Source organism: Pantoea sp. X-Soil-OKNW-713, assembly GCF_059730685.1.
In genome coordinates, this window is sequence record NZ_AP035995.1 from 1,191,241 (window position 1) to 1,215,649 (window position 24,409).

General features: G+C 52.7%; 27 protein-coding genes and 1 pseudogene. 16 read left to right on the top strand and 12 right to left on the bottom strand.

Going from position 1 to position 24,409, the window contains the following annotated elements:
• Positions 1-141 precede the first annotated feature (141 nt).
• Positions 142-489: a hypothetical protein gene (locus AC6I8R_RS05405; protein WP_415173241.1), complete on the bottom strand. Its 348-nt coding sequence runs from the start codon at positions 487-489 to the stop codon at positions 142-144.
• A 490-nt stretch (positions 490-979) separates the two neighbouring features.
• Here AC6I8R_RS05405 and AC6I8R_RS05410 point away from each other — a divergent pair.
• Together AC6I8R_RS05410 and AC6I8R_RS05415 are read left to right on the top strand one after the other, a co-directional pair.
• Positions 980-1,387, top strand: a pseudogene (locus AC6I8R_RS05410) (cation-transporting P-type ATPase); the annotation flags it as partial.
• Positions 1,387-1,512, top strand: a complete 126-nt coding sequence (locus AC6I8R_RS05415) for a hypothetical protein (protein WP_415173240.1) — start codon at positions 1,387-1,389, stop codon at positions 1,510-1,512. The pseudogene AC6I8R_RS05410 and the gene AC6I8R_RS05415, both read left to right, overlap by 1 nt.
• A gap of 32 nt (positions 1,513-1,544) precedes the next feature.
• Here the strand turns inward: AC6I8R_RS05415 and AC6I8R_RS05420 are convergent, their stop codons facing one another.
• A complete protein-coding gene (locus tag AC6I8R_RS05420) occupies positions 1,545-2,648 on the bottom strand; it encodes an AI-2E family transporter (protein WP_021182346.1) in 1,104 nt (367 codons plus the stop codon).
• Positions 2,649-2,850: 202 nt separating this feature from the next.
• Here AC6I8R_RS05420 and AC6I8R_RS05425 point away from each other — a divergent pair, with 202 nt between their 5' ends.
• From AC6I8R_RS05425 to AC6I8R_RS05435, 3 genes are all read left to right on the top strand, one after another.
• Complete coding sequence (locus AC6I8R_RS05425; protein WP_071783553.1) at positions 2,851-3,081, top strand: DUF1272 domain-containing protein; 231 nt, start codon at positions 2,851-2,853, stop codon at positions 3,079-3,081.
• Positions 3,082-3,899: 818 nt separating this feature from the next.
• Entirely contained in the window at positions 3,900-4,388 is a 489-nt protein-coding gene (locus AC6I8R_RS05430; protein ID WP_497831992.1) for an RcnB family protein, read from the top strand.
• A gap of 108 nt (positions 4,389-4,496) precedes the next feature.
• The gene (locus AC6I8R_RS05435) at positions 4,497-5,324 is read left to right on the top strand and encodes a Cof-type HAD-IIB family hydrolase (protein WP_208725497.1); all 828 of its coding nucleotides are present in this window, start codon (positions 4,497-4,499) and stop codon (positions 5,322-5,324) included.
• Positions 5,325-5,370: 46 nt separating this feature from the next.
• On the opposite strand, the gene AC6I8R_RS05440 is transcribed toward AC6I8R_RS05435, so the two are convergent.
• Positions 5,371-6,534 carry an iron-containing alcohol dehydrogenase gene (locus tag AC6I8R_RS05440; RefSeq protein ID WP_497831993.1) on the bottom strand — a complete coding sequence of 388 codons (1,164 nt, stop codon included), beginning with the start codon at positions 6,532-6,534 and terminating at the stop codon, positions 5,371-5,373.
• A gap of 271 nt (positions 6,535-6,805) precedes the next feature.
• On the opposite strand from AC6I8R_RS05440, the gene gntT reads away from it, so the two are divergent.
• Positions 6,806-8,122, top strand: a complete 1,317-nt coding sequence (gntT, locus tag AC6I8R_RS05445; protein ID WP_021182351.1) for a gluconate transporter — start codon at positions 6,806-6,808, stop codon at positions 8,120-8,122.
• Positions 8,123-8,162: 40 nt separating this feature from the next.
• On the opposite strand, the gene AC6I8R_RS05450 is transcribed toward gntT, so the two are convergent.
• Both AC6I8R_RS05450 and AC6I8R_RS05455 read right to left on the bottom strand, forming a co-directional pair.
• Positions 8,163-9,245, bottom strand: a complete 1,083-nt coding sequence (locus tag AC6I8R_RS05450; RefSeq protein ID WP_497831994.1) for a malate/lactate/ureidoglycolate dehydrogenase — start codon at positions 9,243-9,245, stop codon at positions 8,163-8,165.
• A gap of 106 nt (positions 9,246-9,351) precedes the next feature.
• Positions 9,352-9,597, bottom strand: coding sequence for a hypothetical protein (locus tag AC6I8R_RS05455; protein WP_021182353.1), 246 nt, complete (start codon positions 9,595-9,597; stop codon positions 9,352-9,354).
• A gap of 259 nt (positions 9,598-9,856) precedes the next feature.
• On the opposite strand from AC6I8R_RS05455, the gene AC6I8R_RS05460 reads away from it, so the two are divergent.
• The 4 genes from AC6I8R_RS05460 to AC6I8R_RS05475 all read left to right on the top strand — a co-directional run bounded on the left by AC6I8R_RS05460 (position 9,857) and on the right by AC6I8R_RS05475 (position 12,275).
• The gene (locus AC6I8R_RS05460) at positions 9,857-9,940 is read left to right on the top strand and encodes a small membrane protein YohP (protein WP_017346848.1); all 84 of its coding nucleotides are present in this window, start codon (positions 9,857-9,859) and stop codon (positions 9,938-9,940) included.
• A 628-nt stretch (positions 9,941-10,568) separates the two neighbouring features.
• Entirely contained in the window at positions 10,569-11,141 is a 573-nt protein-coding gene (pagP, locus tag AC6I8R_RS05465) for a lipid IV(A) palmitoyltransferase PagP (protein ID WP_369758259.1), read from the top strand.
• A gap of 150 nt (positions 11,142-11,291) precedes the next feature.
• Positions 11,292-11,501, top strand: a complete 210-nt coding sequence (gene cspE, locus AC6I8R_RS05470) for a transcription antiterminator/RNA stability regulator CspE (RefSeq protein ID WP_006118399.1) — start codon at positions 11,292-11,294, stop codon at positions 11,499-11,501.
• Positions 11,502-11,849: 348 nt separating this feature from the next.
• Entirely contained in the window at positions 11,850-12,275 is a 426-nt protein-coding gene (locus AC6I8R_RS05475; protein ID WP_021182355.1) for a GNAT family N-acetyltransferase, read from the top strand.
• On the opposite strand, the gene AC6I8R_RS05480 is transcribed toward AC6I8R_RS05475, so the two are convergent.
• Positions 12,259-13,614, bottom strand: a complete 1,356-nt coding sequence (locus AC6I8R_RS05480) for an aminotransferase-like domain-containing protein (protein WP_497831995.1) — start codon at positions 13,612-13,614, stop codon at positions 12,259-12,261. The two genes, AC6I8R_RS05475 and AC6I8R_RS05480, sit on opposite strands and share 17 nt — an antisense overlap.
• Positions 13,615-13,742: 128 nt before the next feature.
• Here AC6I8R_RS05480 and AC6I8R_RS05485 point away from each other — a divergent pair, with 128 nt between their 5' ends.
• From AC6I8R_RS05485 to tatE, 6 genes are all read left to right on the top strand, one after another.
• Entirely contained in the window at positions 13,743-14,702 is a 960-nt protein-coding gene (locus AC6I8R_RS05485) for an ABC transporter substrate-binding protein (protein WP_415173236.1), read from the top strand.
• Positions 14,703-14,704: 2 nt separating this feature from the next.
• A complete protein-coding gene (locus tag AC6I8R_RS05490) occupies positions 14,705-15,499 on the top strand; it encodes a deaminated glutathione amidase (protein WP_013508240.1) in 795 nt (264 codons plus the stop codon).
• Positions 15,500-15,519: 20 nt separating this feature from the next.
• Positions 15,520-16,407, top strand: a complete 888-nt coding sequence (locus tag AC6I8R_RS05495; RefSeq protein ID WP_021182358.1) for an ABC transporter substrate-binding protein — start codon at positions 15,520-15,522, stop codon at positions 16,405-16,407.
• Positions 16,404-17,363: an amino acid ABC transporter permease gene (locus tag AC6I8R_RS05500; protein ID WP_415173235.1), complete on the top strand. Its 960-nt coding sequence runs from the start codon at positions 16,404-16,406 to the stop codon at positions 17,361-17,363. Before AC6I8R_RS05495 ends, AC6I8R_RS05500 begins: the two co-directional genes overlap by 4 nt.
• Positions 17,360-18,130, top strand: a complete 771-nt coding sequence (locus AC6I8R_RS05505; RefSeq protein ID WP_021182360.1) for an amino acid ABC transporter ATP-binding protein — start codon at positions 17,360-17,362, stop codon at positions 18,128-18,130. The genes AC6I8R_RS05500 and AC6I8R_RS05505 overlap by 4 nt, the downstream gene beginning before the upstream one ends.
• 194 nt (positions 18,131-18,324) lie before the next feature.
• Positions 18,325-18,528 carry a twin-arginine translocase subunit TatE gene (gene tatE, locus AC6I8R_RS05510; RefSeq protein WP_021182361.1) on the top strand — a complete coding sequence of 68 codons (204 nt, stop codon included), beginning with the start codon at positions 18,325-18,327 and terminating at the stop codon, positions 18,526-18,528.
• 101 nt (positions 18,529-18,629) lie between these two features.
• On the opposite strand, the gene lipA is transcribed toward tatE, so the two are convergent.
• The 6 genes from lipA to mrdB form a co-directional block, all read right to left on the bottom strand.
• Complete coding sequence (gene lipA, locus AC6I8R_RS05515) at positions 18,630-19,595, bottom strand: lipoyl synthase (protein WP_021182362.1); 966 nt, start codon at positions 19,593-19,595, stop codon at positions 18,630-18,632.
• A gap of 176 nt (positions 19,596-19,771) precedes the next feature.
• Positions 19,772-20,425 (bottom strand): lipoyl(octanoyl) transferase LipB, encoded by a 654-nt coding sequence (gene lipB / locus AC6I8R_RS05520; protein WP_021182363.1) that lies wholly within the window; start codon positions 20,423-20,425, stop codon positions 19,772-19,774.
• A 69-nt stretch (positions 20,426-20,494) separates the two neighbouring features.
• A complete protein-coding gene (gene ybeD, locus AC6I8R_RS05525; RefSeq protein ID WP_013508247.1) occupies positions 20,495-20,758 on the bottom strand; it encodes a DUF493 family protein YbeD in 264 nt (87 codons plus the stop codon).
• A 93-nt stretch (positions 20,759-20,851) separates the two neighbouring features.
• Positions 20,852-22,063 (bottom strand): D-alanyl-D-alanine carboxypeptidase DacA, encoded by a 1,212-nt coding sequence (dacA, locus tag AC6I8R_RS05530; RefSeq protein ID WP_021182364.1) that lies wholly within the window; start codon positions 22,061-22,063, stop codon positions 20,852-20,854.
• 127 nt (positions 22,064-22,190) lie between these two features.
• The gene (rlpA, locus tag AC6I8R_RS05535; RefSeq protein ID WP_415173233.1) at positions 22,191-23,282 is read right to left on the bottom strand and encodes an endolytic peptidoglycan transglycosylase RlpA; all 1,092 of its coding nucleotides are present in this window, start codon (positions 23,280-23,282) and stop codon (positions 22,191-22,193) included.
• 10 nt (positions 23,283-23,292) lie between these two features.
• Positions 23,293-24,405 carry a peptidoglycan glycosyltransferase MrdB gene (gene mrdB, locus AC6I8R_RS05540; RefSeq protein ID WP_036624753.1) on the bottom strand — a complete coding sequence of 371 codons (1,113 nt, stop codon included), beginning with the start codon at positions 24,403-24,405 and terminating at the stop codon, positions 23,293-23,295.
• Positions 24,406-24,409 lie beyond the last annotated feature (4 nt).

Below are 24,409 nucleotides of genomic sequence, written 5' to 3' on the forward strand. Positions count from 1 at the left end.
GGGTAGACGCTAATGGATGATGGCGAATTTATTGCCAGTGAGATCACATAAATATTTCGACAAGGAATTAGAATTGGGAGTTACTTCACAGAATATAAGTACGTAACGGCACGATTTATCGCGCCGTTACGTAAAGGGGGACTAGCTGCTGGCGTTTTGCCCCTCCAGGCTGATAAACAGATTTTCCGGCACGCTGAAAATCACCTCCAGCGCATCGCCGCGGTGAAGGGGGGAAGGGACGAGTGGGTATGGATGCTCGTTGAGTTTCAGGCTGCTCTGAGCGTCATGTTCTCGCCACGATCCGACACCTTTCAGTGCCAGGCTATCTTTACCCGGTGTCGCAAAGATGCGCAGGGTTTCAACATTATTATCCTTGAATACAGAACTCTTAATTACGTTAGGAACTATCATCTCCGTGATTTTTTTATTATTACAACCAATAAGAATCAAACAGCACAGCAACGCACCCAACACCGGCCAGTTGTTCATTTTCCTTGCCCTTATCAATTAACTACCGGGTTAAATATGCATCACGAATTCAGTTTAAATACTGATTGCCCGCAATTTTTATGGCGGGAGTTAACTTTTTCAACTTTCGTTAAGGTTTCGTTTAATGTCTTCTGCGCGATGTAGCCAGGCTGGATGGAATATTAAAGATCAACAATCCTGTGACATAAAAGGCGATTACCGCATCAGAACAAAACAATAAAATAATTATAACTTATTGTATTTTAAAGTTTTATTTTGTTTTTGCGTTGAGGGTTTAAAGAGTTATAAAATCTGAAAATCTCTAAATATTGTCGGATTAGAATTTTCTTATCGTGATAATAATTTACCTTTGTGACTAGCTTTGGGTGAATTACCTGCGGATTTAAAACTGAGAAAAACATGATATTGGTCATCGCGATGACTGGAGATTTTATTAAAGTGTGATTTTTATTTTGGTCATAATTTATTGATTCAGTCCCACGGGGTAATTATGAATGTCATTCCTTTTACCATGAGGCGAACGGATTCCGCCGAGCGTCCCTGGTATCAACAAGACAGCGCAGCCGCGTTCTCTGCATTTAACAGTTGTCCACAAGGATTAAGCGGTGAAGAGGCGCAGCAGCGACTGCATACTCAGGGTCCAAATATTCTGCCGCAGAAGCGCGAGCAATCGGTGTTGATGCGTTTTACCGCCCATTTCAAAGATGTGCTGATTTATATTCTGCTGGCGGCGGCGCTAGTTACGGCCATGATGGGCCACTGGGTCGATACCTTTGTCATTCTCGGCGTTGCTGTCATCAACGCACTGATTGGATTTATCCAGGAAAGTAACGACGATAAGTCATTGAAAAACATTCAAAATATGCTGTCGAGCGATGCCATTGTGCTGCGTGAAGGATGTTACCGCTGAAATACTGGTTTATCGCGTTGGCGGTCAGTGCCGGGATCTTTGTGCTGGTGGAAATTGAAAAACGCCTGACGCGCGGCTGGCGCACATCAGGCGACAAGGTCATGGCGAGTTAACGTTTAAGTCGGGTGCCAGACGGCACCCGCTATCAGTCGCGCTGCTTCCCTTCCTCAATAAACTCTTCATCAATCTCTTCCACGTTGTCACGGTTATCACGTCCGGAAAGCAGGTTCCAGCAGGCGATAAACAGCGCGGCAATTAACGGACCGATGACAAAGCCGTTGATACCGTAAACTTCCATGCCACCCAGCGTGGCAATCAGAATCAGATAGTCCGGCATTTTGGTGTCTTTACCCACCAGCAGCGGGCGCAGAATATTGTCCACCAGACCGACCACCACCACAAAGAAGCCAACAAGGAACAAGCCTTTCCACAGCGCGCCGGTAGCGAAGAAGAAAATGGCGGCGGGCACCCAAATGATCGCCGAACCAATCGCCGGAATAAGCGAGAGAAACGCCATTAACGCGCCCCACAGCAGGCTGCCATCGATATCGGTGATCCAGAATGCCAATCCACCCAATACCCCTTGTACCACGGCGACCACCACGGTGCCTTTCACCGTTGCGCGAGACACTGCCGCAAACTTCAACAGCAGATGGTGTTTGACATAGGTGGAGAGTGGCAGCGCCTCTAAAATCAGGCTTACCAGCCAGGCACCATCTTTCAGCAGGAAGAACAGCAGATACAACATCACACCAAAACCTACAGTAAAGGTGAAGGTGCCTTTACCGATGATGAACACGCTGCCCGCCATATACTGGCCGCCCTTCAGGGCAAAGCCGGAGAGTTTTTCCTGGATTTGCGTGGCGTTGTTCAGATGATGTTCAGACAGATAATTACGTGCCCACGCTGGCAAATGTTGGAACAGGTCGGCAAAGACCGTCGGAAACTGCGATGAGTTGTTTTGCAGTTTGGTGTAGACGGTATTGAGCTCCACCACCAGCGATGAGGTGACGATAGCCAGCGGTGTGAAGACGATCAGGCAGATGATCAGCAATGTCACCAGCGAGGCCAGGCCGTTACGATCCCCCATTTTTTGTCGTAACACGGATTTCAGTGGATGGAAAATCACCGCCAGAATCGCTGCCCATAAAATGGCGGAGAAGTAAGGGGTGAGCACGTCAAAAAACGCCACCGTGACAATCGCCAGGATGACGATGAAAAAGCCGATATTCAAACCTTTAACTTGCATCAATACGTCTCTTTAAAAAGGGGAACGCATGAACTATAGAAGGTCTGGTGATGAGCGTCACATATTCGGCAGGACAGCTGCGTGATTTATCGCGCGATGTGGAATCTGTTGATGTCCTGATTTGTCCCTGTAGTGTCTGCCTGCGATCTGGTCATAAACGATTGCAGCGGCGATGATGGATTTTTTCGTACAGGAGAACACCATGCTGGAACTTCGTCCTAACTGTGAATGCTGCGATAAAGATTTGCCGCCGGAGTCAAGAGAAGCGCATATCTGCTCGTTTGAGTGCACCTTCTGCATCGATTGCGTCACCGGGGTACTCGATGGACATTGCCCGAACTGTGGTGGAGAGCTGGTACGCCGTCCGATACGACCCGCAGCTAAGTTACTGCGTTATCCGGCATCGACGACACGCCATCTGGCAACAAGGTAAATACCAATGATGAGGTATTCAACAGGTAATTATCCGTTCCGGTATACAGAAGTAAAAACAAAAGAAGTCTCCGCTCGCACTTCCCGGGCAGAATAATCTGATCTCATCCGTTATTTCTAATAACGCTAATATTGAATTCTGTATTAATCACGGTTTGGTATTAATTGGTTTTTTGTGGGATTTTACGGCTTTCGCCAGATGAAAATTATCCATGAAAGCAGTGTTTCGTTAAGAAATGCTGATGGTTAAGAGGGTGGTTTTTCTTTACCTGTTTGATTTTGATTGTTTTTTTATGCGGATTGACCTGGTGTGTCTGATAATATCGTGATGGCAAGAAATATCTTGTTGGCTACTCTGGTCAGAGCACAGACCTTATTTAAAAGTATTTAATTCTGTGCAGAGGATTATTTACCTCAGCATCTAACTCCTTACGTATTTTTCTGAAAAAAAGTCATTTTTAAAAGAATTTTTCATTTTGAAATGGTATTGTTTACCGGCAATGCTAGTGATGTGGCGTTGTGTGCTTCAGTTTTACCCTCGCTTTTGTAGGGTTACCCCTCTTTATGCAATAAATGGAAATTGATTCCTCCCGATCTTCGCGATCGGGTTTTTTTCATGGATTACTCTCCCCGTAGAATGCTGCATTTTCGGTCCATTTAATGTCACGCCTGACACAAACGTTAAGAAATCGATAATTCGAGGTAATATATTGTAAGTCGGCAGTTTTTTAGGAGTTTTGGAAATGCGCTTTTGCCTCCATATCATTAATAGTATCGCTTAACGGCGCTATCACTGCCGTTATCCCTGGAGGTAACACCATGAAAAAAACAACATTGACTTTAGTCGCTTCGCTTATTGCATGCAGCACATTGATTTCCAGCGTTTCCTGGGCTGACGGCCCCGGTGACCAGCGCTGGCAGCAACACGGTGGTAATCAACATCAGGACCACGGTAATGGTCCGGATCATGGTGGTAATCGTGGCCCTGACCACGGCAACAACCGTGGCCCTGATCGCGGCGCAGATCGTGGTCCTGGCCGTGGCAATGATCATTATGCTGGACGTCCGATGCCGCAAGGCCATCACGGTGGTGATCGCTTCGCCTGGAACGGCCATGATTTCCGTCGTGGTTACCCGGCGCCGCCGGAATTCCGAGGCCCGCATTATCGTGTCGATGACTGGCGTGGACACGGCCTGTATGCACCGCCACGCGGTGAATATTGGTCGTATATCGACGGTAACTACGTCCTTGTAGCCGCAGCCACCGGTATCATCACCGCGATTCTGCTGAATAACGCCTTCAACTAATCCTGCCGACGGATGGCCATTGCCATCCGTCTTTTCGCTGTTTTCTCCTCCCCGCCAGGTTATCCTCTATAGCGATCTGTTTTCCTTTCAATGCGCTAAGGAGTCATGATGGCCGTGGTAAAAATGGTGGCGGTAGATATGGACGGCACCTTTCTCGACGACAAAAAACAGTACAATCGCGCACGTTTTCACGCCTGTTACACCCAACTGAAACAACGTGGCATCAAATTCGTGGTCGCCAGCGGCAACCAATATTATCAGCTCAAATCCTTCTTCCCTGAGATCGCCAGCGAGATCGCCTTTGTGGCGGAGAATGGCGCGTGGATTATTGACCGGGATGAGGAGCTGTTCTGCGGGGCGTTTTCGCGTGATGACGTTCATGCGGTGATGGATACGCTACAGCGTGGTCACTATCCCGATCTGAAGTATTTGATTGCCGGTCGTAACAGCGCTTACTACTTCACCGATGCCGATGAGTCATGGCTGACGAAAATGCGGCACTATTGTCATCGCCTGAAGGCTATCGATAGCCTGAGTGACACCGGTGACGACAAGTTGTTTAAATTTGCGCTCAATCTCTCCGACGACTATGTGTCGATTTTGATGGCCGATATTGAACGCTTGCATCATGGTGCCGCAGCGGCGACCTCCAGCGGGCATGGGTCGGTTGATTTGATTGTGCCGGGTCTGCATAAGGCCAATGGATTACGCCTGTTGCAGGCGCGTTGGGGCATTGCCGATGAGGAAGTGATGGCGTTTGGCGATGGTGGCAACGACCTCGAAATGTTGGTGCAATCTGGTTTCAGCTTTGCCATGCAGAATGCGCCGCAGCGTGTGAAGCAGGCGGCACGTTATCAGGCACCGTCTAATAATGACGAGGGCGTGTTGCAGGTCATTGAGCAGATGCTGGCAGGGCAGGGGCCATTCCACGCCTGAACGCATATCCGGGACGAAACGGCGCGATAAATCGCGCCGTAACGGATCATGCAATCTGCCAGGCTGCCGCGATCATGTCAGTCAACGTCTCTTTGGTGTAGCTGACCCAGCCGTTTTTACTGTTGGCTCGCGCCACAATCCACTCAACTTCCGTCGCTGTCAACGTTGGGCCGCCCTGCCAGAACGGCATGATGGCGTGCTGTTGCAGCCAGGCTTTTAACGCCAGTGCCGGTGGTGCCGGATCATTCGGCAGCAGTTGTTGCGCCAGTTGCGCCATCAGTTGCTGCTGCTCGGGATGTTCGCTTTCGGCCAGCACATCGAGGAACGGAAACAGCAGACGTCCACAGACTTCGCCATGATGGAAAGGCTTAATCGCCCCCAGCTCCCCGGCGATACCGTGAATCACCCCCAATCCGGCGCTACTCAGGCAGACGCCGCCCAGCCATGACGCCATCATCATCGCTTCGCGGGCATTATCACCTGCCTGATCGGTGCGATTCAGTGCGGGCCAGGCTTGAAAGAACAAGCGCAAGCCGCTCAACGCCATCTGCTGGCTGAACAGATTGCCCTTGCGCGATAAATAGGCTTCAAACAGATGGGTAAAAGCGTCAATGGCGCAGGTGACCAGGACAGGGTCTGGCGTCCCTTTGAGTAGATCGGGATCGAGAATTGCCACCTGCGGCACAAACACCGGGTGGCGCAGTGAGGCTTTCACCTGGATATGTTGTTGGTCAGTCACTACCGCGTTTTGTGTCGCTTCGCTACCGGTGCCAGCCGTGGTCGGAACCGCAATCAGCGGCAATGTGGCAGGCTGTACCGGCGTATCACCCACTTTCTCCAAATAGCGCGCGGTGGGTAGCGGATGTTGCATCATGGCGCTAAAGGCTTTGGCTGCGTCCAGCACGCTGCCGCCACCGATCGCCACCACACGATCAACATGGCCGCGCCAGCGATTGACCCAGCCATCAATTTCATCTGGCGAAGCCTCATGGCTGACGATCTCATAGCCGAGGATGTTCTCGTTGAGCGCTGCCCCAAGGCGCGCCCAGGTAGGGCCGTTCAGAAACGAGCGACCACAGAACAACAACGTCGGCTGCGGATTGGCGGCCAGCAACGGCACCAGCCGATCAATACTGCCTCGGGCAAACAGGGTTTGTTGATTACTGTACAGCTCGATCAGATTCTCACTCACCTGCAGATCCTTTTTCATGGGCGGAAAGACCTTAGTGTAACCAAATCACTTCCTGCTGCCGGGGCAAACATTCTGATAACCAGTGGGTAAAAAGTTGATCACCTTCTCAAATCCGAAATTCACCCGGCGCAGCAGGTGATTTCTTCATCGTGTTACCCTTAACATGATACCGGTAACAAGATGCGACGCTATGTAACAACATATCAAACGCTGCTTTATCCATCGTCCTCAGGACTTATCACAACAAACCGCTGCCGGTGAAAGATCTGGCAAAAAGTGGAGAAAAATTATGCCATTACTCTACGTGGCTATCGGGGTGGCGTTATTGCTGCTGCTGATGATTCGTTTCAAACTGAATGGGTTTATTGCGCTGATTCTGGTGGCGCTGGCCGTCGGTATGATGCAGGGCATGCCGGTCAACAAAGTGATTGGATCGATCAAAACGGGTGTCGGCGGCACGCTGGGTAGTCTGGCGCTGATCATGGGTTTTGGTGCCATGCTGGGCAAACTGCTGGCTGACTGTGGCGGGGCGCAGCGCATTGCGACCACGCTGATCGCTAAATTTGGTCAAAAACATATTCAGTGGGCGCTGGTACTGACCGGTTTTACCGTCGGTTTCGCCCTGTTCTATGAAGTCGGCTTTGTGCTGATGCTGCCGCTGGTGTTCAGCATCGCCGCTTCAGCGCGCGTGCCATTGTTGTTTGTCGGTGTGCCGATGGCGGCTGCGCTGTCTGTCACCCACGGTTTCCTGCCGCCGCATCCGGGGCCAACCGCCATTGCCACTCTGTTCAATGCCGACATGGGTAAAACGTTGTTGTTTGGTACCCTGCTGGGCATTCCTACCGTCATTCTGGCGGGACCGGTGTATGCACGTTTCCTCAAAGGCATTGATAAACCCATTCCGGAAGGACTGTGGAACCCGAAAACCTTCAGCGAAGCAGAAATGCCGGGTTTTGGTGTCAGCGTTGCGACGGCTCTGGTACCGGTGATCCTGATGGCTCTGCGTGCGGTGGCGGAGATGGTACTGCCGAAAGGCCATGTGGTGCTGCCTTACGCAGAGTTCTTTGGTGATCCGATCATGGCAACGCTGATTGCGGTGTTGATTGCGATCTTCACTTTTGGCCTGAACCGCGGACGTAGCATGGATGAGGTGATGGGCACGCTGAGTGACTCGATCAAAATCATCGCGATGATGCTGCTGATTATTGGCGGTGGCGGGGCATTTAAGCAGGTGCTGGTGGACAGCGGCGTGGATAAATACATCGCCAGCATGATGCATGAAACCAATGTCTCTCCGATCTTTATGGCGTGGTCCATTGCGGCTGTCCTGCGTATTGCGCTGGGTTCTGCCACCGTGGCGGCGATTACGGCAGGCGGTATTGTGGCTCCGCTGATTGTCACCTCCGGTGCAAGCCCGGAACTGATGGTGATTGCCGTTGGCTCGGGCAGCGTGATTTTCTCCCACGTCAACGATCCGGGATTCTGGTTGTTCAAAGAGTATTTCAACCTGACTATCGGTGAAACCATCCGATCCTGGTCAGTGCTGGAGACCATCATTTCGGTCTGCGGTCTGGTGGGTTGTTTGCTGCTGTCGATGGTGATTTGATGTGGAAACGCTGAGGCGTTAAGCCTCAGCGTGGGGCGGCCTACTGCGCCAGGGCGCGGAACGCCGCCAACTCTTTTTCAGGCATACCTGCCTGCAATGCCGCCTGGCAAATTTTTTCCCAACTGTTGCTGTCGAGCGGAATGCCATCGCGCTCGCGTTCCAGACGATTACTCTCTTCCCATTCGCCCGGCACCTGAATTGGTGCATCGCCACTTTGTGGTGAGCGCTTCACCCAATTGAGGAAAGCCTCCGCTTCCTGCTGCATCGCCGGGGCATCGAAGGCTTCCGGGTTGACGATGATGGTGGTCATGCAGTTGAAGATGGCGTCATGACAGGTCACAAGCGTCTCTTCATGGGTGGTGCGGCCACCAGAGAGCGCACCGCCGAGGATTTCACACATGGTCGCCAGCGCATAGCCTTTATGCAGGCCAAATGGCAGCAGTGAACCATATGGCTCCTGATGCATCACGCCCGGTTCGGTGGTGGCTTTGCCCTGATGATCGATGAGATAGCCTGCGGCTACCTGCTGCTCTTTGTTCCAGGCGACACGGGTTTTACCGAAGGCAATGCCACTGGTGGCGAAATCCAACAGCAACGGTTTGCCATTGCTTCGTGGGAACACGGCGCAGAACGGATTGGTACCGAAACGGCGGTCGCTGCCGTTGAATGGCGCCACCATCGGGTCGCCCGCGACGTTGACGAAGTGAAAAGAGACAAACCCGGCAGCCGCACACTGTTCCGCCCAGTGACCAATACGTCCGATATGGTGTGAATCATGCAGGCCCACAGCAGCGATACCAAATTTACTGGCGCGTTCAATCCCCAATTGCATCGCTTCCCATGCGGCAACCTGACCAAAGCCGTTATGGCCGCTCAAGGTAATGACCGCGCCAACATCCTTTTCGATAGTGGTGTGCTGGTTAAGTTGTAAAAAGCCCTGCGAGAGCGAAACCATATAACTGGGAATCATGCCTACGCCATGCGAATCGTGGCCGGCCAGATTTGCAGCGACCAGATGATCGGCTACCAGTCGTGCTTCGTCGGCGCTGCTGCCAGCATGCAACCAGATAGCCTGCACAAACTGATGAAGAGGGGAAGACGGAATACGATGAAGGGCACTCACGCGGTTGATCTCCTTGAAAAATGGAGACTCCATCCTGCGACGATTGCGTAATAACGGCAAGTGAGGATTATGCAAAGCAAAGGGCCACAAATTGTGGCCCAAAAACTCAGTGCGGTTGTTCAAATCCCGCTTTTACCATTTGATCTCGCAGCGCGCGAGTAATCTCACGGTTACCACCGGTGACAGGATAAATGACATTGTTGACGACATCGTCAAGATAATGCTCTTTAAACTCCTGCATGGTGAGCTGCGTGCCACCTTCATCGTTTATGGCAATGCTGCCACTGATATGATTGCCATAGTCCTTTGCCTTAAGGCTATAACGTCCCATGCTGGTATTTATCGTGCTCATAGAATCTCCTTGTTACTTAGGCAGTGATAACAATTGAGGCCTGCTACAGGCGCTGTAAGTTTAGACAGTGCTGAGGCGGAGAACGAAGCGGCAAACTTAAGAAAAATCTTCAGCTGCGATCCCGGTCGCAGAAATAATCTTCAGGTAAACGAAACGACAGCAAGATGGCGTGACAGGCATCGCACCTGGCATCAAGGGTAGAATTTTCATCTATACTGGTGTGAGCAGACGCTATTTATGACGTAACAAGGAGCTGAAAATGAAAATAATCCTGTGGATCATCGCTATCATCTTCATTGTTGGACTCTTGACGATTACTGGCGTGTTTAAATTGATTTTCTGACGCTATCTGGCACCTGCGGGTGCCGCTTCAGACTCAATCTGCATTGGTGAATGCCGCAGGAAAAGTACGAGGTATCGGCAGAACCACATCCCGCAGATTTAGCGGTTTGCGGCAGGCAGCACAGCAGGCTCCGTGATGCTGCTCTCGGGTTAGCTTGGTACCGTTCAATGTATAAAAGAATCGTGCGCATCCACAACGGCTACAACGGATAGTCATCAGCATTCCTCCTCATCTCCTTCCTGGAACCCTGAGATTTATCTCATTCCCCGCATCAGTTCAAACAATAAATTTCGTTAATTTATTTACGTTATCAACAATCAAATCCAGCTTGCTGAAAATTAAGCAATTTTAAGCAATTGCCAACAGCGCAGGAGTGCACATTTTATCAATGGCGATAATGCCGGTTTCGTTTATCTCTTGTTCCAGTTATCTCATCGCATTATCGGTAACATGCACCCTTCATGCGTCTGACCATGCAGACGATCCCTGGATCAATCCAGATAATGCCTGGAGAGTATCAGGTCCATTTTTATTATGCTTTTCAGGTAATAGCATTAATTTTAGGCAGATTTCAGATAAGTGTCTGATGTCTTGCCATCATAAGAATTGTGTTACAGGAATGATTGTTGTGAATCGGTACGTTTCTACAGCCTTTGCCGGCTGTTTTTTGATCGTTGCGGGCGTTTCTTCTGCTCAGGCTGACACCACCACGCAGGCTATCAAGTCTGGCTGGAATACTTTCACTGACAATGTGGCCCAGACATGGTCGCAGCCGCAAAACTATGACTTCTACTTGCCTGCCATTACCTGGCATAACCGCTGGACCTATGATCAGGAACATATCGACAGGTACAATGAGCGGCCCTGGGGCGCGGGCGGTGGTATCTCTCGTTGGGATGACAAAGGGAACTGGCATGGCCTCTATCTGATGGCGTTTAAGGACTCATTTAACAAATGGGAACCGATCGGCGGCTACGGTTGGGAAGCTACATGGCGTCCTCTGAGGGATGATAATTTTCACTTTGGCGCAGGCTTCACGGCCGGTGTAACGGCCAGGGATAACTGGAACTATATCCCGATTCCGGTTTTGTTGCCGATGGCTTCAGTGGGATATGGGCCTGTTACCTTTCAAATGACTTATATTCCAGGTACTTACAACAATGGAAATGTCTATTTTGCCTGGTTGAGATTTCAGTTCTGACCTGGGAAGACGGATGAAAAGTGTAAAGGCTGACGAAAAAGGCGATATTTATCACTTTTTCATCAATTCGCACTGGACAAATGTCACCGCAATTGCTGTACTAGGCGCCGACACAGTTTAGTGTCCATTTTTCATGTAAAGGTAATATAGATGTCCAAGATCAAAGGTAACGTTAAGTGGTTTAATGAATCTAAAGGATTCGGTTTCATTACTCCTGAAGATGGCAGCAAAGATGTATTCGTACACTTCTCTGCTATCCAGAGCAACGGCTTCAAAACTCTGGCTGAAGGTCAGCGCGTTGAGTTTGAAATCACCGACGGCGCTAAAGGCCCATCTGCTGCTAACGTTATCAGCCTGTAAGTTAACACGCAGAATTCTAAAAACCCGCCTTCTGGCGGGTTTTTTTATGCCTGCCACCAAATAATGGCCCAGGCAATGATGGCGAAACTGCTGATGGTGATTGCCAGCATTTCATCCATTGTACGGGGTATCATACTCTTCATGGTTTCTGCCTCCTGTAAGCTCCAGGTCAGGATGGCAAAGCAATATTAACGCATCCTTAAGCCCTGATGACAGGCGCATGATAGGGCACGATCTGCGGGGTAACTCACAGATAATTCTCGTAACATCCCCATAACAATCCTTACTTGCAGCTTTTTTGCTGGCAACGCTATATAACAGCTGGAAATGGATTAATGAGGAGGCTGGATGAACATACGTCAGGCACAGGCGAAAGACAGTTTTGCTCTGAGTGCCCTGCTCACTGAACTGGGTTACGCAGGTACGGAAGAGTTTATTGATTCACGTTTAGCACAGCTTTCCAGCCATCCGGATGAAGTCTTGCTGGTGGCGGAGCATGGTACGCAGGTCCTCGGATTTCTCTCGCTTCATTTCATTCCGCAACTGGCGCTGGCCGGCGATTTCGCCCGTATCAGCTACTTTTGTATCGCGGAAGGTGAGCGCAGCAAGGGGAGTGGTCAGCAATTGCTTAACTATGCCGAACAACTGGCGCGTGAGCGCGGCTGCGACCGGATGGAGGTGCACTGCCACGCATCACGCCTGAAAGCTAACCAGTTTTACGCGCGTGAAGGTTATGTCGAATCCCCACGCTATCACATCAAAGATCTGGGTTAAGGTTAATTTCCCGTCCGGATGCAATCACCAGCGCGTCAGCAATACTGTCAAGTTGTTGCAAAGGGAACATAGCAGTGCTGACGCGGATAAATTGTTCGGCATTGATACTGTAACGTTCACCTGGCACGGCGGCGATTCCTCGGGCCGCCAGCGTAATCATGGCATATTGTTCTGACGCTACCGGAATATACAGACTCAGGCCATCGCGATCGGTCAGCGCCATCCCGCGTGCCAGCAGGGCGTTCAACAACTGCTGACGACGTTCACGATAGATTGTTTTCGCCTGCGCCACTTGCTGCTGGGTGGCGGTGTCTGTCAGCATCCACGCCACCGCATCCTGCAAAATTCGGCTGGTCCAACTGACGCCGAAGTTACGCCAGGCCTGAATACGCTTCACCAGTTCTGCGGGGGCGGAGAGTACGGCCAGTCGCAAATCCGGGCCATAGGCTTTGGAAAACGAATGCACATGTACCACGCGTTCAGGAAAGTGGAAACCCAGGCTCCACACCGGCCAGCGTGACAGATCACCAATCCCGTCATCCTCAACGATCAGCGTTTTGCTGTTGGCTAACACGCGCGCGAGTTCAGCGCTGCGTTGCTGCGTCACGGTATGCCCGGTGGTCGAATGGGTGCGGGGTTGGTAGATAAAGATCGCCGGGGATTTATGCAGGTGTGCGGCTAAGGCAGAAGGGATGGGGCCCTGTTCATCGCACGACAGCGGCAGAATTTCTGCGCCAATGTTATCCAGCATATCCAGCAAACGGGTTGCGGTGGGATCTTCGAGCACCACCCTGTCGCCAGGCGACAGCAGCGTCTGCACGATGACATTCATGGCATCAAAACCGCCATCCGTCGCCAGCCATGACTCCGCCGGGTAGGGCCAGCGCGGCTTAATCGCTGCCAGCAACTGCGGTGAAATGGCTTCACGATGGTAACTATTCAACTGGGGTGATTGAATGCCCGCCAGCATCGCCGCATGCAGATTCGGCAACAGCGCCGGATCGGGGGAGGCCATCGCCAAATCTGCCTGAATGTTATCGCCGTAGTTGCCGATTTTCTCAAAGCGAATCGGTCGCGGCATCACCGTATTACCACACACCCAGACGCCGCTACGCCCTTTACCCGCCAGCACTTTTTGTTTTTTTAACTGTGACCAGGCTGCCGAGACCGTCGCCGGGCTCACTCCCAGCAGTTCCGCCAGCTCGCGCACCGCGGGCATTTGCATGCCTACGGCAATCTGACCATCGCGAATTAAGGTGGAAGCGGTGAGCGTGATGCCCTTTACCGACGCATCGGTAATTTGCGCGCTGAACCAGTCGATATCTACCGTTTGCGTCATAAGAAAAACCTTTGTTCAGTAACAAAGTATTTATTGTTCAGATTAGTATTCCCGATTTAGTATCAAATTCAAGCACTATTTGCTGAATAACTAAACGCAGCGTGGCTGCACACGGGGAAACGACGAATATGGTAACCATCAGACTGGCGGTTCGTGACTGGGATTACTTCACACCGCTGGCACTCGGCGACATCAAGCCGGAAGGATTTCAGCTGGAAATTGACCGCGTCGGCACGCTGGTTGATAACCTTGGCACCAGCGAAAAATATGACGCGGGTGAAGTCTCGTTCAGCCGTTATGCCCAGGCGCGTGCCAAAGGCGATACCTCGCTGCTTGGTCTGCCCCATTTTCTGATGCGTGGCTTCCGCCAGCGCTGCATCATCACCACGGCGGATAGCCCGATCACGACGCCAGCCCAGCTGAAAGGGAAGAAGATTGGTGTCACCGGCTGGCAGGACTCCGGCAATACCTGGACACGCACCGTACTGCGCGAAGCCGGGGTCGGCATTGATGACGCATACTGGTTTGCGGGCCGTCTGACGGAGGATCATCCGATTGTTGATCGTCTGGCAGGTTTTGGGCGTCCGGGACGCATTGAAGTGGCTCCGGGTGAACGTCCTCTGATTGAACTGCTGAAGGCCGGTGAGCTGGATGCCGTCTTCACCCCCTTTATGCCGGAAGGTTTCTTCCTGCCGGGATCGGGCCTGCGCCAGTTGCAGCCGGACTTTGCCAGCGCCGAGCGTGATTACTTCAACCGTGTGGGCTATGTCCCGGGGATCCATATTCTGGCAATGAAACCGGCGCTGGCAGCGGAACATCCGTGGCTGCCGCAGGCATTGAGTGAGATTATCGATCGTTCGTACCAGCTGTGGATGAAGAAACGCGAGAAATATGCCGACACCACGCCGTGGTTACTGGATGATTTGCGACGTACCGCGCAGGAATTACCGGCCGACTGGAATCAAAACGGATTTACCGCTAACAAAAAGATGATTGCGGATTTCGCCAGTGAGCTGTTCGAACAGGGCTTAACCAAAACATTGCTGACGCCGGAAGCGATTTTCCCGGCGGCGGCTCAGGGGGAGTGATGATGAAAGTTGCGATGGGACAATTTGCGGTCAGCCGCGAATGGCAGGAAAACACCGATATTTGCATTGGTTTGATGAACAAAGCGTTGGCGGGTGGCGCGGATTTGCTGGTGCTGCCGGAAGGTGTGCTGGCGCGTGATATCGCCGACCCGGATCTGGTACTGAAAGCGGCGCAACCGCTGGATGGTCCGTTTGTCACACAACTGCTGGCCGCCAGTAAAGGCAATAATCTGACGACCATGATGAGCGTGCATGTCCCGACTGAAGGACAGAAAGCGCTGAACGTGCTGATTGCTATCCGCAATGGCGAAATCATTGCCGAATACGAAAAACTCCACCTTTACGATGCTTTTGCCATGCAGGAGTCACAACGCGTCAATCCTGGTCATGTCATACCGCCGCTGGTTGAGGTTGCCGGTATGAAAGTGGGCCTGATGACCTGTTATGACGTGCGCTTCCCGGAGCTGGCACGCCGCCTGGTGCTGGATGGTGCTGATGTACTGGTGCTGCCCGCTGCCTGGGTGAAAGGGCCACTGAAGGAGATGCATTGGGAGCTGCTGACCACCGCCCGCGCGCTGGAGAACACCTGCTACATGGTAGCGGTAGGCGAATGTGGCCCGCGCAATATCGGTAACAGCCTGGTGATTGACCCACTCGGCGTGGCGATTGCGAAAGCGCCTGAATCAGCGGCATTGGTGTTCGCCGACCTCGATCCACAACGTATCGCTTACGCACGCAGCGTTTTGCCGGTTCTTGAGAACCGCCGTTTTGCCCGACCTGAATTGAATACACACTGACAGCACTGGGAAACTCGAGCATGAAAAAAATCACAACTGCAATCGCGCTGGCTTTAGGGCTGACGGCATCGTTCGCCCAGGCTGCTGACGCTATTCCAAGCCAAAAAGTGGATCAGGCGCTGCATGACCGTCTGCCTGCTGAGATTAAAAGCGCGGGCAAAATGATCGCCGTGAATAACGGATCTTTTCCTCCGTATGAGATCGTCAATGGCCCGCACTCAATGGACGGTGCATCTGCCGACCTCGCCAACGCGCTGGGTCAATTGCTCGGGGTGAAAATCGAACATGCGACCGTTAGCGGTCTGTCTGGCGTGCTAACCGGGATTAACTCTGGTCGTTACCAACTGGCGATTGGTCCGATTGGTGATTACCCGGACCGTCAGGAAAAAGTCGACTTTATCGATTTCGTGCAGGAGTTTGTGGTGTTCGGCGTGCAGAAAGGCAATCCGGCGAAGATCAATGGCCTGGAGGATACCTGCGGCAAGCGTATCGCGGTGATGGCGGCGGGGTCTGCTGAACAGGTGATCCGCAAGCAATCCGATGCCTGTGTGGCAGCGGGTAAACCGGCGGTTGTGGTGCAATCCTTTACCGATCAGCCTTCTTCGATCCTTGCCGTGCGTTCAAAACGTTCTGATGCGTTCTTCTCATCACAGGCACCGCTGACGTACTTCGTTGAGCAGGCGAATGGTCAGTTGGAGTTGTCCGGCAAAGGCCAGAAAAACGGCTTTGGCGATATCTTCCAGGGCACCGTTGTGCCGAAAGGTTCTGAGTTGGGTAACGTGGTGCTGGATGCTTATAAAGAGCTGTTCAGCAACGGGACTTATGCAGCCATCATGAAGAAGTGGAAGCTGGACGGAAACATGTTGCAGGCACCAGGGCGTAACCTGGCGAAAGGGGCGGCAAAATGAGTTTGAACACCAACGATTCGCGAGCCAGGGATAAGGCCGACGTGCAGCAGCGCGACGTGGCTTTTGCCCGCAGCGCGCCCACATATGGACGCTGGGTCTCATGGATTGTGGTGCTGGTGATCGCCTCCAACTTTCTCTGGCTGGTGGCGACCAACCCAAACTTTGAGTGGTCCGTGGTGTTGAAATGGTTCACGGAAGCTTCGGTATTGAAGGGGTTGCAGGTCACGCTTGGACTGACGGTGGTGTCGATGATCCTCGGCACGTTGTTGGGCCTGCTGTTGGCGGTGTGGCGTCTGTCGGAGAACAAACTGTTAAGCGGCATCTCATCGCTCTACATCTGGTTTTTCCGCGGTACGCCATTACTGGTGCAATTGATCTTTTGGTACAACCTGTCAACGTTGTTCCCGACGCTGTCGATTACCGTTCCCTGGACCGGTATTACCTTTGCCAGCTGGAACACCAATGATCTGATCACCCCGTTAACCGCAGCGATTGCCGGTCTGGCATTGAACGAAGCGGCCTATATGGCGGAGATCATTCGTGCTGGTTTGCTGTCGGTGGATAACGGCCAGGTGGAAACCACCCAGGCCTTTGGTATGAGCCGGACGCGGGCACTGCGTCGCATCATTATTCCGCAGGCGATGCGTTCCATCATTCCACCGACCGGCAACCAGCTAATCAGCATGATCAAAGCCACCTCGCTGGTGAGCGTGATTGCGATGGGCGATCTGCTTTATTCGGTGCAGGCGGTGTACAACCGTACCTTTGAAATCATTCCGATGCTGATGGTGGCGGTGATTTGGTATCTGGTCATCACCTCGATTCTGAATGTCGGTCAGTCGGCGATCGAACGTTACTATGCTCGCGGAACCAAACGCACGGTGGTCGCGCCCAAACGCCGCACACAGGGCGAGGATATCGGTCGTGGTGCCCTGGTGCAGAAGGAGGATGTATGAGTCACGTTCAGCCGCTGGTGCGCGCCCGCAATGTGCAGAAAAGTTATGGTGACAATGAGGTGCTGAAGGGCATCGACCTCGATGTGTTTCCGGGGGAAGTGGTGGTGATCCTCGGGCCGTCGGGTTCGGGTAAATCGACCTTTCTGCGCTGCATTAATCATCTGGAAGATATGAACGCCGGTTCAATCATGGTTGGTGAGGAACAAATTGGCTATGAGCTGAAGAAAGGCATTTTGCATCGCCTGTCGCCACGCAAGATTGCGCACCAGCGCCAGAAGATTGGCATGGTGTTTCAGCAGTTCAATCTTTACCCGCATATGACGGTGTTGCAGAACATCATTGAAGCGCCGATTGGCGTGCACAAGTTTCCGCGTCAGCAAGCGTTACAGCATGCCCGCGAGTTGCTGGCTACCGTGGGGTTAAGTGATAAAGCCGATGCCTGGCCGCGCCATCTGTCGGGTGGTCAGCAACAGCGTGTGGCGATTGCCCGTGCGTTGGCAATCAAACCCGCGCTGATGCTGTTTGATGAACCCACCTCGGCGCTTGATCCTGAGCTGGTGGGTGAAGTACTGGCAACCATGCGCACGCTGGCGGATCAGGGGCTGACGATGATTGTCGTCACCCATGAAATTGGCTTTGCTCGTGAAGCCGCTGACCGGGTAGTATTTATGGACGGTGGCGTGGTGGTGGAGCAGGGCAGCCCGGAGCAAGTGATAGGTAATCCGCAGCACCCGCGTACCCAGGCGTTTTTGAGCCGTTTTATCTGATCAAGGATTGGGGACACCCTGTAGCGGTGCGATTTATCGCGCAATATCCGGTGCACGATTTATTGCGCGATAAATCGCGCCGCTACAAATGTGTGCCGTCCTGATCTTAATCTGTTACAGATTGCAGTTGAGCCGCTAAGCTTTCTGCGCGTAAATAACAGTCACCGTTTTTCGCTAAGGTTGAAAGGTTAATTATGGAAGGTATCAGTATTGCCAAACTGCTGATCATCGGTGCTCTCATCGTACTGCTCTTTGGCACCAACAAGTTACGTTCACTGGGTGGCGATCTGGGTTCCGCAATCAAAGGCTTCAAAAAAGCCATGAAAGATGATGAATCCACCGCAACCAAAAGCACTGCTGAAGAAGCACCAGCAGAACGTGTCACCCATAAAGAGTAATCTTTACGGCTAACGTCAATAAGTGTAAAAATTTATTACGTTATAAAAAAACCAGACTGTCGCCAGTCTGGTTTTTTGTTTTGTGTCGCGCCGCTACGAATTTACTTCACTTCCAAGCCTTTAGCCTGCATGTCTGCATGGTAAGAGGAGCGCACAAACGGGCCACAGGCCGCGTGGGTGAAGCCCATTGCCATCGCTTCTTCTTTCATCTCATCAAACTCTGCCGGGCTAACGTAGCGCTGCACTGGCAGGTGGTGACGGCTTGGTTGCAGATACTGACCCAGCGTCAGCATGGTGACGCCATGACGACGCAGATCGCGCATCACTTCAATGATTTCCGCATTGGTTTCGCCCAGACCGACCATCAGACCGGATTTGGTCGGCACGTTCGGATGCGCTTCTTTAAACCGTTCCAGCAGCTTGAGTGACCACTCGTAGTTCGCACCCGGACGCACCTGACGGTAGACGCGTGGCACGTTTTCCAGATTGTGGTTGAACACATCCGGTGGGGTGGCGGTAAGGATTTCCAGCGCACGATCCATGCGACCACGGAAATCGGGTACCAGAGTTTCAATCTTAATTGACGGGCTTTTTTCGCGAATGGCACTGATGCAGTCGGCGAAGTGCTGGGCACCGCCATCGCGCAGGTCATCGCGGTCCACTGAGGTGATAACCACATAACGCAGCGCCATATCGGCGATGGTTTGTGCCAGTTTTACCGGCTCGTTGGCATCAGGGGCATTCGGGCGACCATGTGCCACGTCGCAGAACGGGCAGCGACGGGTACAGATAGCCCCAAGGATCATAAAGGTAGCGGTACCGTGGTTAAAACATTCTGCCAGGTTAGGGCAGGACGCCTCTTCACAGACCGAATGCAGGCCATTCTTGCGCATCGCAGCCTTGATGCCCTGAATACGGCTGGAATCCGCAGGAAGTTTGATCTTCATCCACTCCGGCTTACGCAGAATCTCCTCGCGTTCGGTGACCACGGTTTTCACCGGAATCAGCGCCATTTTGTCGGCATCGCGATACTTGACGCCACGTTCCATCTGAATTGGTTTACTCATAAATCTGCAGGTTCCGGTCGGGATTGCGATTTGAAAGCTTCCTCACTCAAACTGAGAACCAGGCTTTCAACTTTATTTGAAAAAATTGCAAAAATTATATCATCTCGCAGCGCGGGAATCAGCCGCTGTGTATGCCGTTAGGTTACAAAATTGTAAATCCGCACTGACGGACAAGGTCAACCCGGCACATCGGCATTTAACCACTCACTTTGTGCAAAACCCGTCAAACGGGCAAAGTGTTGCACCAGGCGCGGTTGCACGTCAGCGGTGGTCACGCCGGGTTGAAACTGTCCCAATTGCGCCATGCGCATCCCGGCATAACCACATGGGTTGATACGAAGGAAGGGGGCCAAATCCATCGCCACATTCAGGGCCAGACCGTGGAAAGAGCACCCCTTACGGATGCGCAAACCGAGCGAACAAATCTTCTCTTCTCCAACGTACACGCCGGGCGCATCGGGGCGGGCGTGCGCGGTGACGCCGTAATCGCCGAGAGTGGCCACTACCGTCTCCTCCAGCGCCGTCACCAACTGGCGAACGCCCAGTTTGCGACGTTTAACATCAATCAGCACATACATCACCTGCTGACCTGGCCCGTGATACGTCACCTGACCACCACGGTCGCTCTGAACCACAGGAATATCGCCGGGCATCAGCAAATGTTCGGCTTTACCTGCCTGACCCTGAGTAAACACCGGGTTGTGCTCCACCAGCCAGACTTCATCCGGGGTGTCACTGTCGCGTTGATCGGTAAAGCGGTGCATGGCGTCAGAAATGGGTTGCCAGTCGCGCTGACCCAGTTGACGAACAAGAAGCGTATTGGCTGACAAAACGAAGTCCGGTAGCGAAGTGAGAGGCAAAGTATAACGCTGGCAAAGAACCCTTTGCCAGCGTCAGCATTACAACACCATACGTACGATATCGATATTGCCCAGTTCTTCGTACAGGGTTTCAACCTGTTCAATGTGGGTGGCGATGATGGTGATGGAAACGGAGTGATAATTGCCTTTGCTGCTCGGCTTCACATCCGGCTTGTAGTCGCCAGGCGCATGACGCTGCACCACTTCAACCACTTGATCAACCAGCTCCGGTTGCGCCAGACCCATCACTTTATAGGTAAAGGGGGTAGGGAATTCGAGCAGTTCATTCAGTTTGGTTTTCATATTGACTCCGGTGCATAAAAACAGGCTCCCGCCGGGGCGGGAGCAATAATATTAACTTATATAGGGGCAAAGTGGCGTTTTTTCAATCGCGCCTTAGCCGAACCAGTGGTGGAACATCAGTTTGATGTAATCGATGATGCGACTGATGAAACCGCCTTCCTGGACTTCGTTCAGCACCACCAGCGGGCGCTGTTCAATGGTTTTACCATCCAGCTGGAAGTTGATGCTGCCCACCACCTGGTTTTTCTGCAACGGTGCGTGCAGCTCGGTGTTGTTCAGCACGTAGCTGGCTTTCAGATCTTTCATACGGCCACGCGGAATGGTCAGATAAGCATCTTTTTCCACGCCAAGCTGGACGCGATCGCTGTTGCCGAACCATACCGGCTCGGAGGCAAACTCTTTACCGGCCTTCAACGGTGCGACGGTTTCAAAGAAACGGAAGCCCCAGGTCAGCAGCTTTTTGCTTTCGGTTTCACGGCCTTTGTAAGTATGACCTCCCATCACCGCGGAGATCAGACGCATCTGGCCTTCGGTGGCAGATGCCACCAGGTTATAACCCGCCGCATCGGTATGGCCGGTTTTGATGCCGTCAACGTTCAGGCTGGTATCCCACAGCAAGCCGTTACGGTTCAACTGACGGATGTTGTTAAAGGTGAACTCTTTTTCGTGGTAAACCGCGTATTCATCGGGTACGTCACGAATCAGCGCCTGACCAATCAGCGCCATATCGCGGGCTGAGCTGTACTGGCCGTCTGCATCCAGGCCGTGCACGGTCTGGAAGTGGGTGTTTTTCAGACCCAACGCCTGAACGTAGTTGTTCATCAGGTTAACAAACGCATCCTGGCTACCGGCGACATAATCCGCCATCGCCACGCAAGCATCGTTACCGGATTGCAACACAATACCGCGCGTCAGTTGCGAAACCGGTACGCGATCGCCCGGTTTCAGGAACATCAGTGAAGAACCTTTAAACACCGGGTTGCCGGTGGCCCAGGCATCTTTACCCACGGTGACGATGTCATCCTGATGGATTTTGCCTGCTTTTACCGCCTGACCAATGACATAGCTGGTCATCATTTTGGTCAGACTGGCCGGGTCGCGGCGTGCATCGGCGTTCTTCTCGGCCAGCACTTTGCCCGAGTTATAGTCGATCAGCACATAGGCTTCAGCATCAATGTCCGGCACGCCCGGAATCATGGTTTTGAGGTTTACATCATCCGCGAAGGCGGCATGGCTGAGAGAGAGGGCGACCAGTGATCCCACTGTCAGGCGTTTCAGAAAACGAGAAGGTTTCAGCGTATTCATGTTCAGGACTACAACATCCGTGGGTTTAGAGTGAAAAAAGTGCCTTACTATAGCAAACACCTGATCTGGCGGCATCTTGCTTTGCAAAACTGTTGTAACCAGGCATAACTATGCCTGGTGGTTATTATCACATTCCGTTACGGGAGGTGGTGATAAAAGAACTCATTTGTGCTTCGTTGCTCAGACGCTGTTGCAGCGCTGCCGCTTCGGTACGGGTTTTAAAGCCACCCAGTTGCACGCGATAAACGTTACCGTTGGCTTCAACGAACCCCTGTACGCCAAAACGGTGACCCAGGCTGGCGGCTAATTGGTGCGCGCGGGCGGAATCATTGAGTGCGCCGACCTGCACCACATAACTGCCTGCGCTTGCCGGTGCGGATGAGGCCGCTACCGGTGCCGCGGCAGCAGGGGCTGGGGTCGGTGTTGCGACCGTCGGTTGCGGTTCGCTGCCTTCCAGCACGCCACTGGCTAGTGGCTGAGGTGCGCCAAGGAAACCGTTACTGTGAACGGGCGCACCCATGTTGTCACTGCTTTGCAGGGTGTTGTTATCGACTGCACGGACATCCTGCGCGGGCGGTGCGCTGACTGCGCTGGTGCTTCCGCCCATCATCACCGTACCGCCACCCAATTCTGGGCGAGCGGGCAAGGCGTAGCTCTGCTTCGCTACCGTCGTGCCGATGGTGCCAGGACCGGACAGCGTGCCATCCGGTGCGACATTGATATAGTCAACGCGAACGCGGGTATTGTTCGAGGTGTTCAGACGGTCAGCGGCGGCGCGTGACAAGTCGATAATGCGCCCTGGGGTATATGGCCCGCGGTCATTGACGCGCACGACGATTTGGCGACCATTCGCCAGGTTAGTAACACGCACGTAGCTTGGCAGCGGCAGAGTTGGATGCGCGGCGGTCATGGCGTCAGGATCAAAAGTTTCACCGATCGCAGTCCGATTGCCCTTGGCTTCATCACCGTAGGAGGTGGCTAAACCAACTTCGCTGAAGTTAGCGGGGTTTTTAACGATACGATAGCTTTTGCCATTGACGCTGTAATCCTGACTGGTCGACGGATTAATCGGTTCATAGCGTGGTTCCACCCCAGGAATTTCAACCACCGGGCCATTGTAGGCCGGTTGTGGTGGGGCGGTATTCTGCGGTTCCTCCTGGGAGGAACAGGCAGCCAATACCAATGATGCCAGAGCAATCCCAAGCCAGTCCTTACGCATGTGCAGCCTCTTAAACGCTTTTAGATAACATTTTTCGATGAGTATGGATCGACATCACAATGCCAAATCCGGCCATTAATACAATCAATGCCGATCCGCCGTAGCTGACCAGGGGCAGCGGTACGCCAACCACCGGTAAGATACCACTAACCATACCAATGTTAACGAAAACATAAACGAATAAAATCAACATCAAACCACCAGCCATCACGCGACCAAAAGTGGTTTGTGCCCGCGCAGCGATAACTAATCCACGCATAATCAGCAGCAAATAAAGCACCAGCAGGACCAATACGCCAACCAGCCCCAATTCTTCAGCCAGGACGGCAAAAATAAAGTCGGTATGGCGTTCCGGCAAAAACTCCAGCTGTGACTGGGTGCCATGCAACCAGCCTTTACCGCGCAGTCCACCGGAGCCGATGGCAATTTTGGACTGGATAATATGGTAACCGGCCCCCAGGGGATCGCTTTCCGGATTAAGCAACATCATCACGCGTGCGCGCTGATAATCATGCATCAGGAAGAACCACAGCACCGGGATGAAGGCTGCCACCAGTACGACGGCGACGCCAATCAATTTCCAGCTCATGCCCGACAGGAACAACACGAACAAACCAGAAGCCGCGACCAAAATTGAGGTGCCGAGGTCCGGTTGCGCCGCGACCAGCAGCGTCGGGGCGAAAATCAGGATCAGCGCGATACCGGTATTCTTCAGGGTTGGGGGACACACATCGCGGTTGATAAAGCGTGCCACCATCAACGGCACCGCGATTTTGGCGATCTCCGAGGGCTGAAAGCGTACCACCCCCAGATCCAACCAGCGTTGTGCCCCTTTACTGATCTGTCCAAAGGCATCCACCGCAATCAGCAGGATGACGCAAACAATATAGAGATAGGGTGCCCAACTCTCGTAAACGCGGGGGGGGACCTGGGCCAGCACAATCATGATCACCAGCCCCATGACAATCTGGCCGATTTTACGCTCCATCATGCCCGGATCCTGACCACTGGCACTCCAGATAACGATGGCGCTGTAAGTCAGCAAGCCGAGGATCACCAGCATAAAAAGTGGGTCAATATGGATGCGCATCCAGATTGATCTTTTCTGCGGGCTATCATTCATGGAC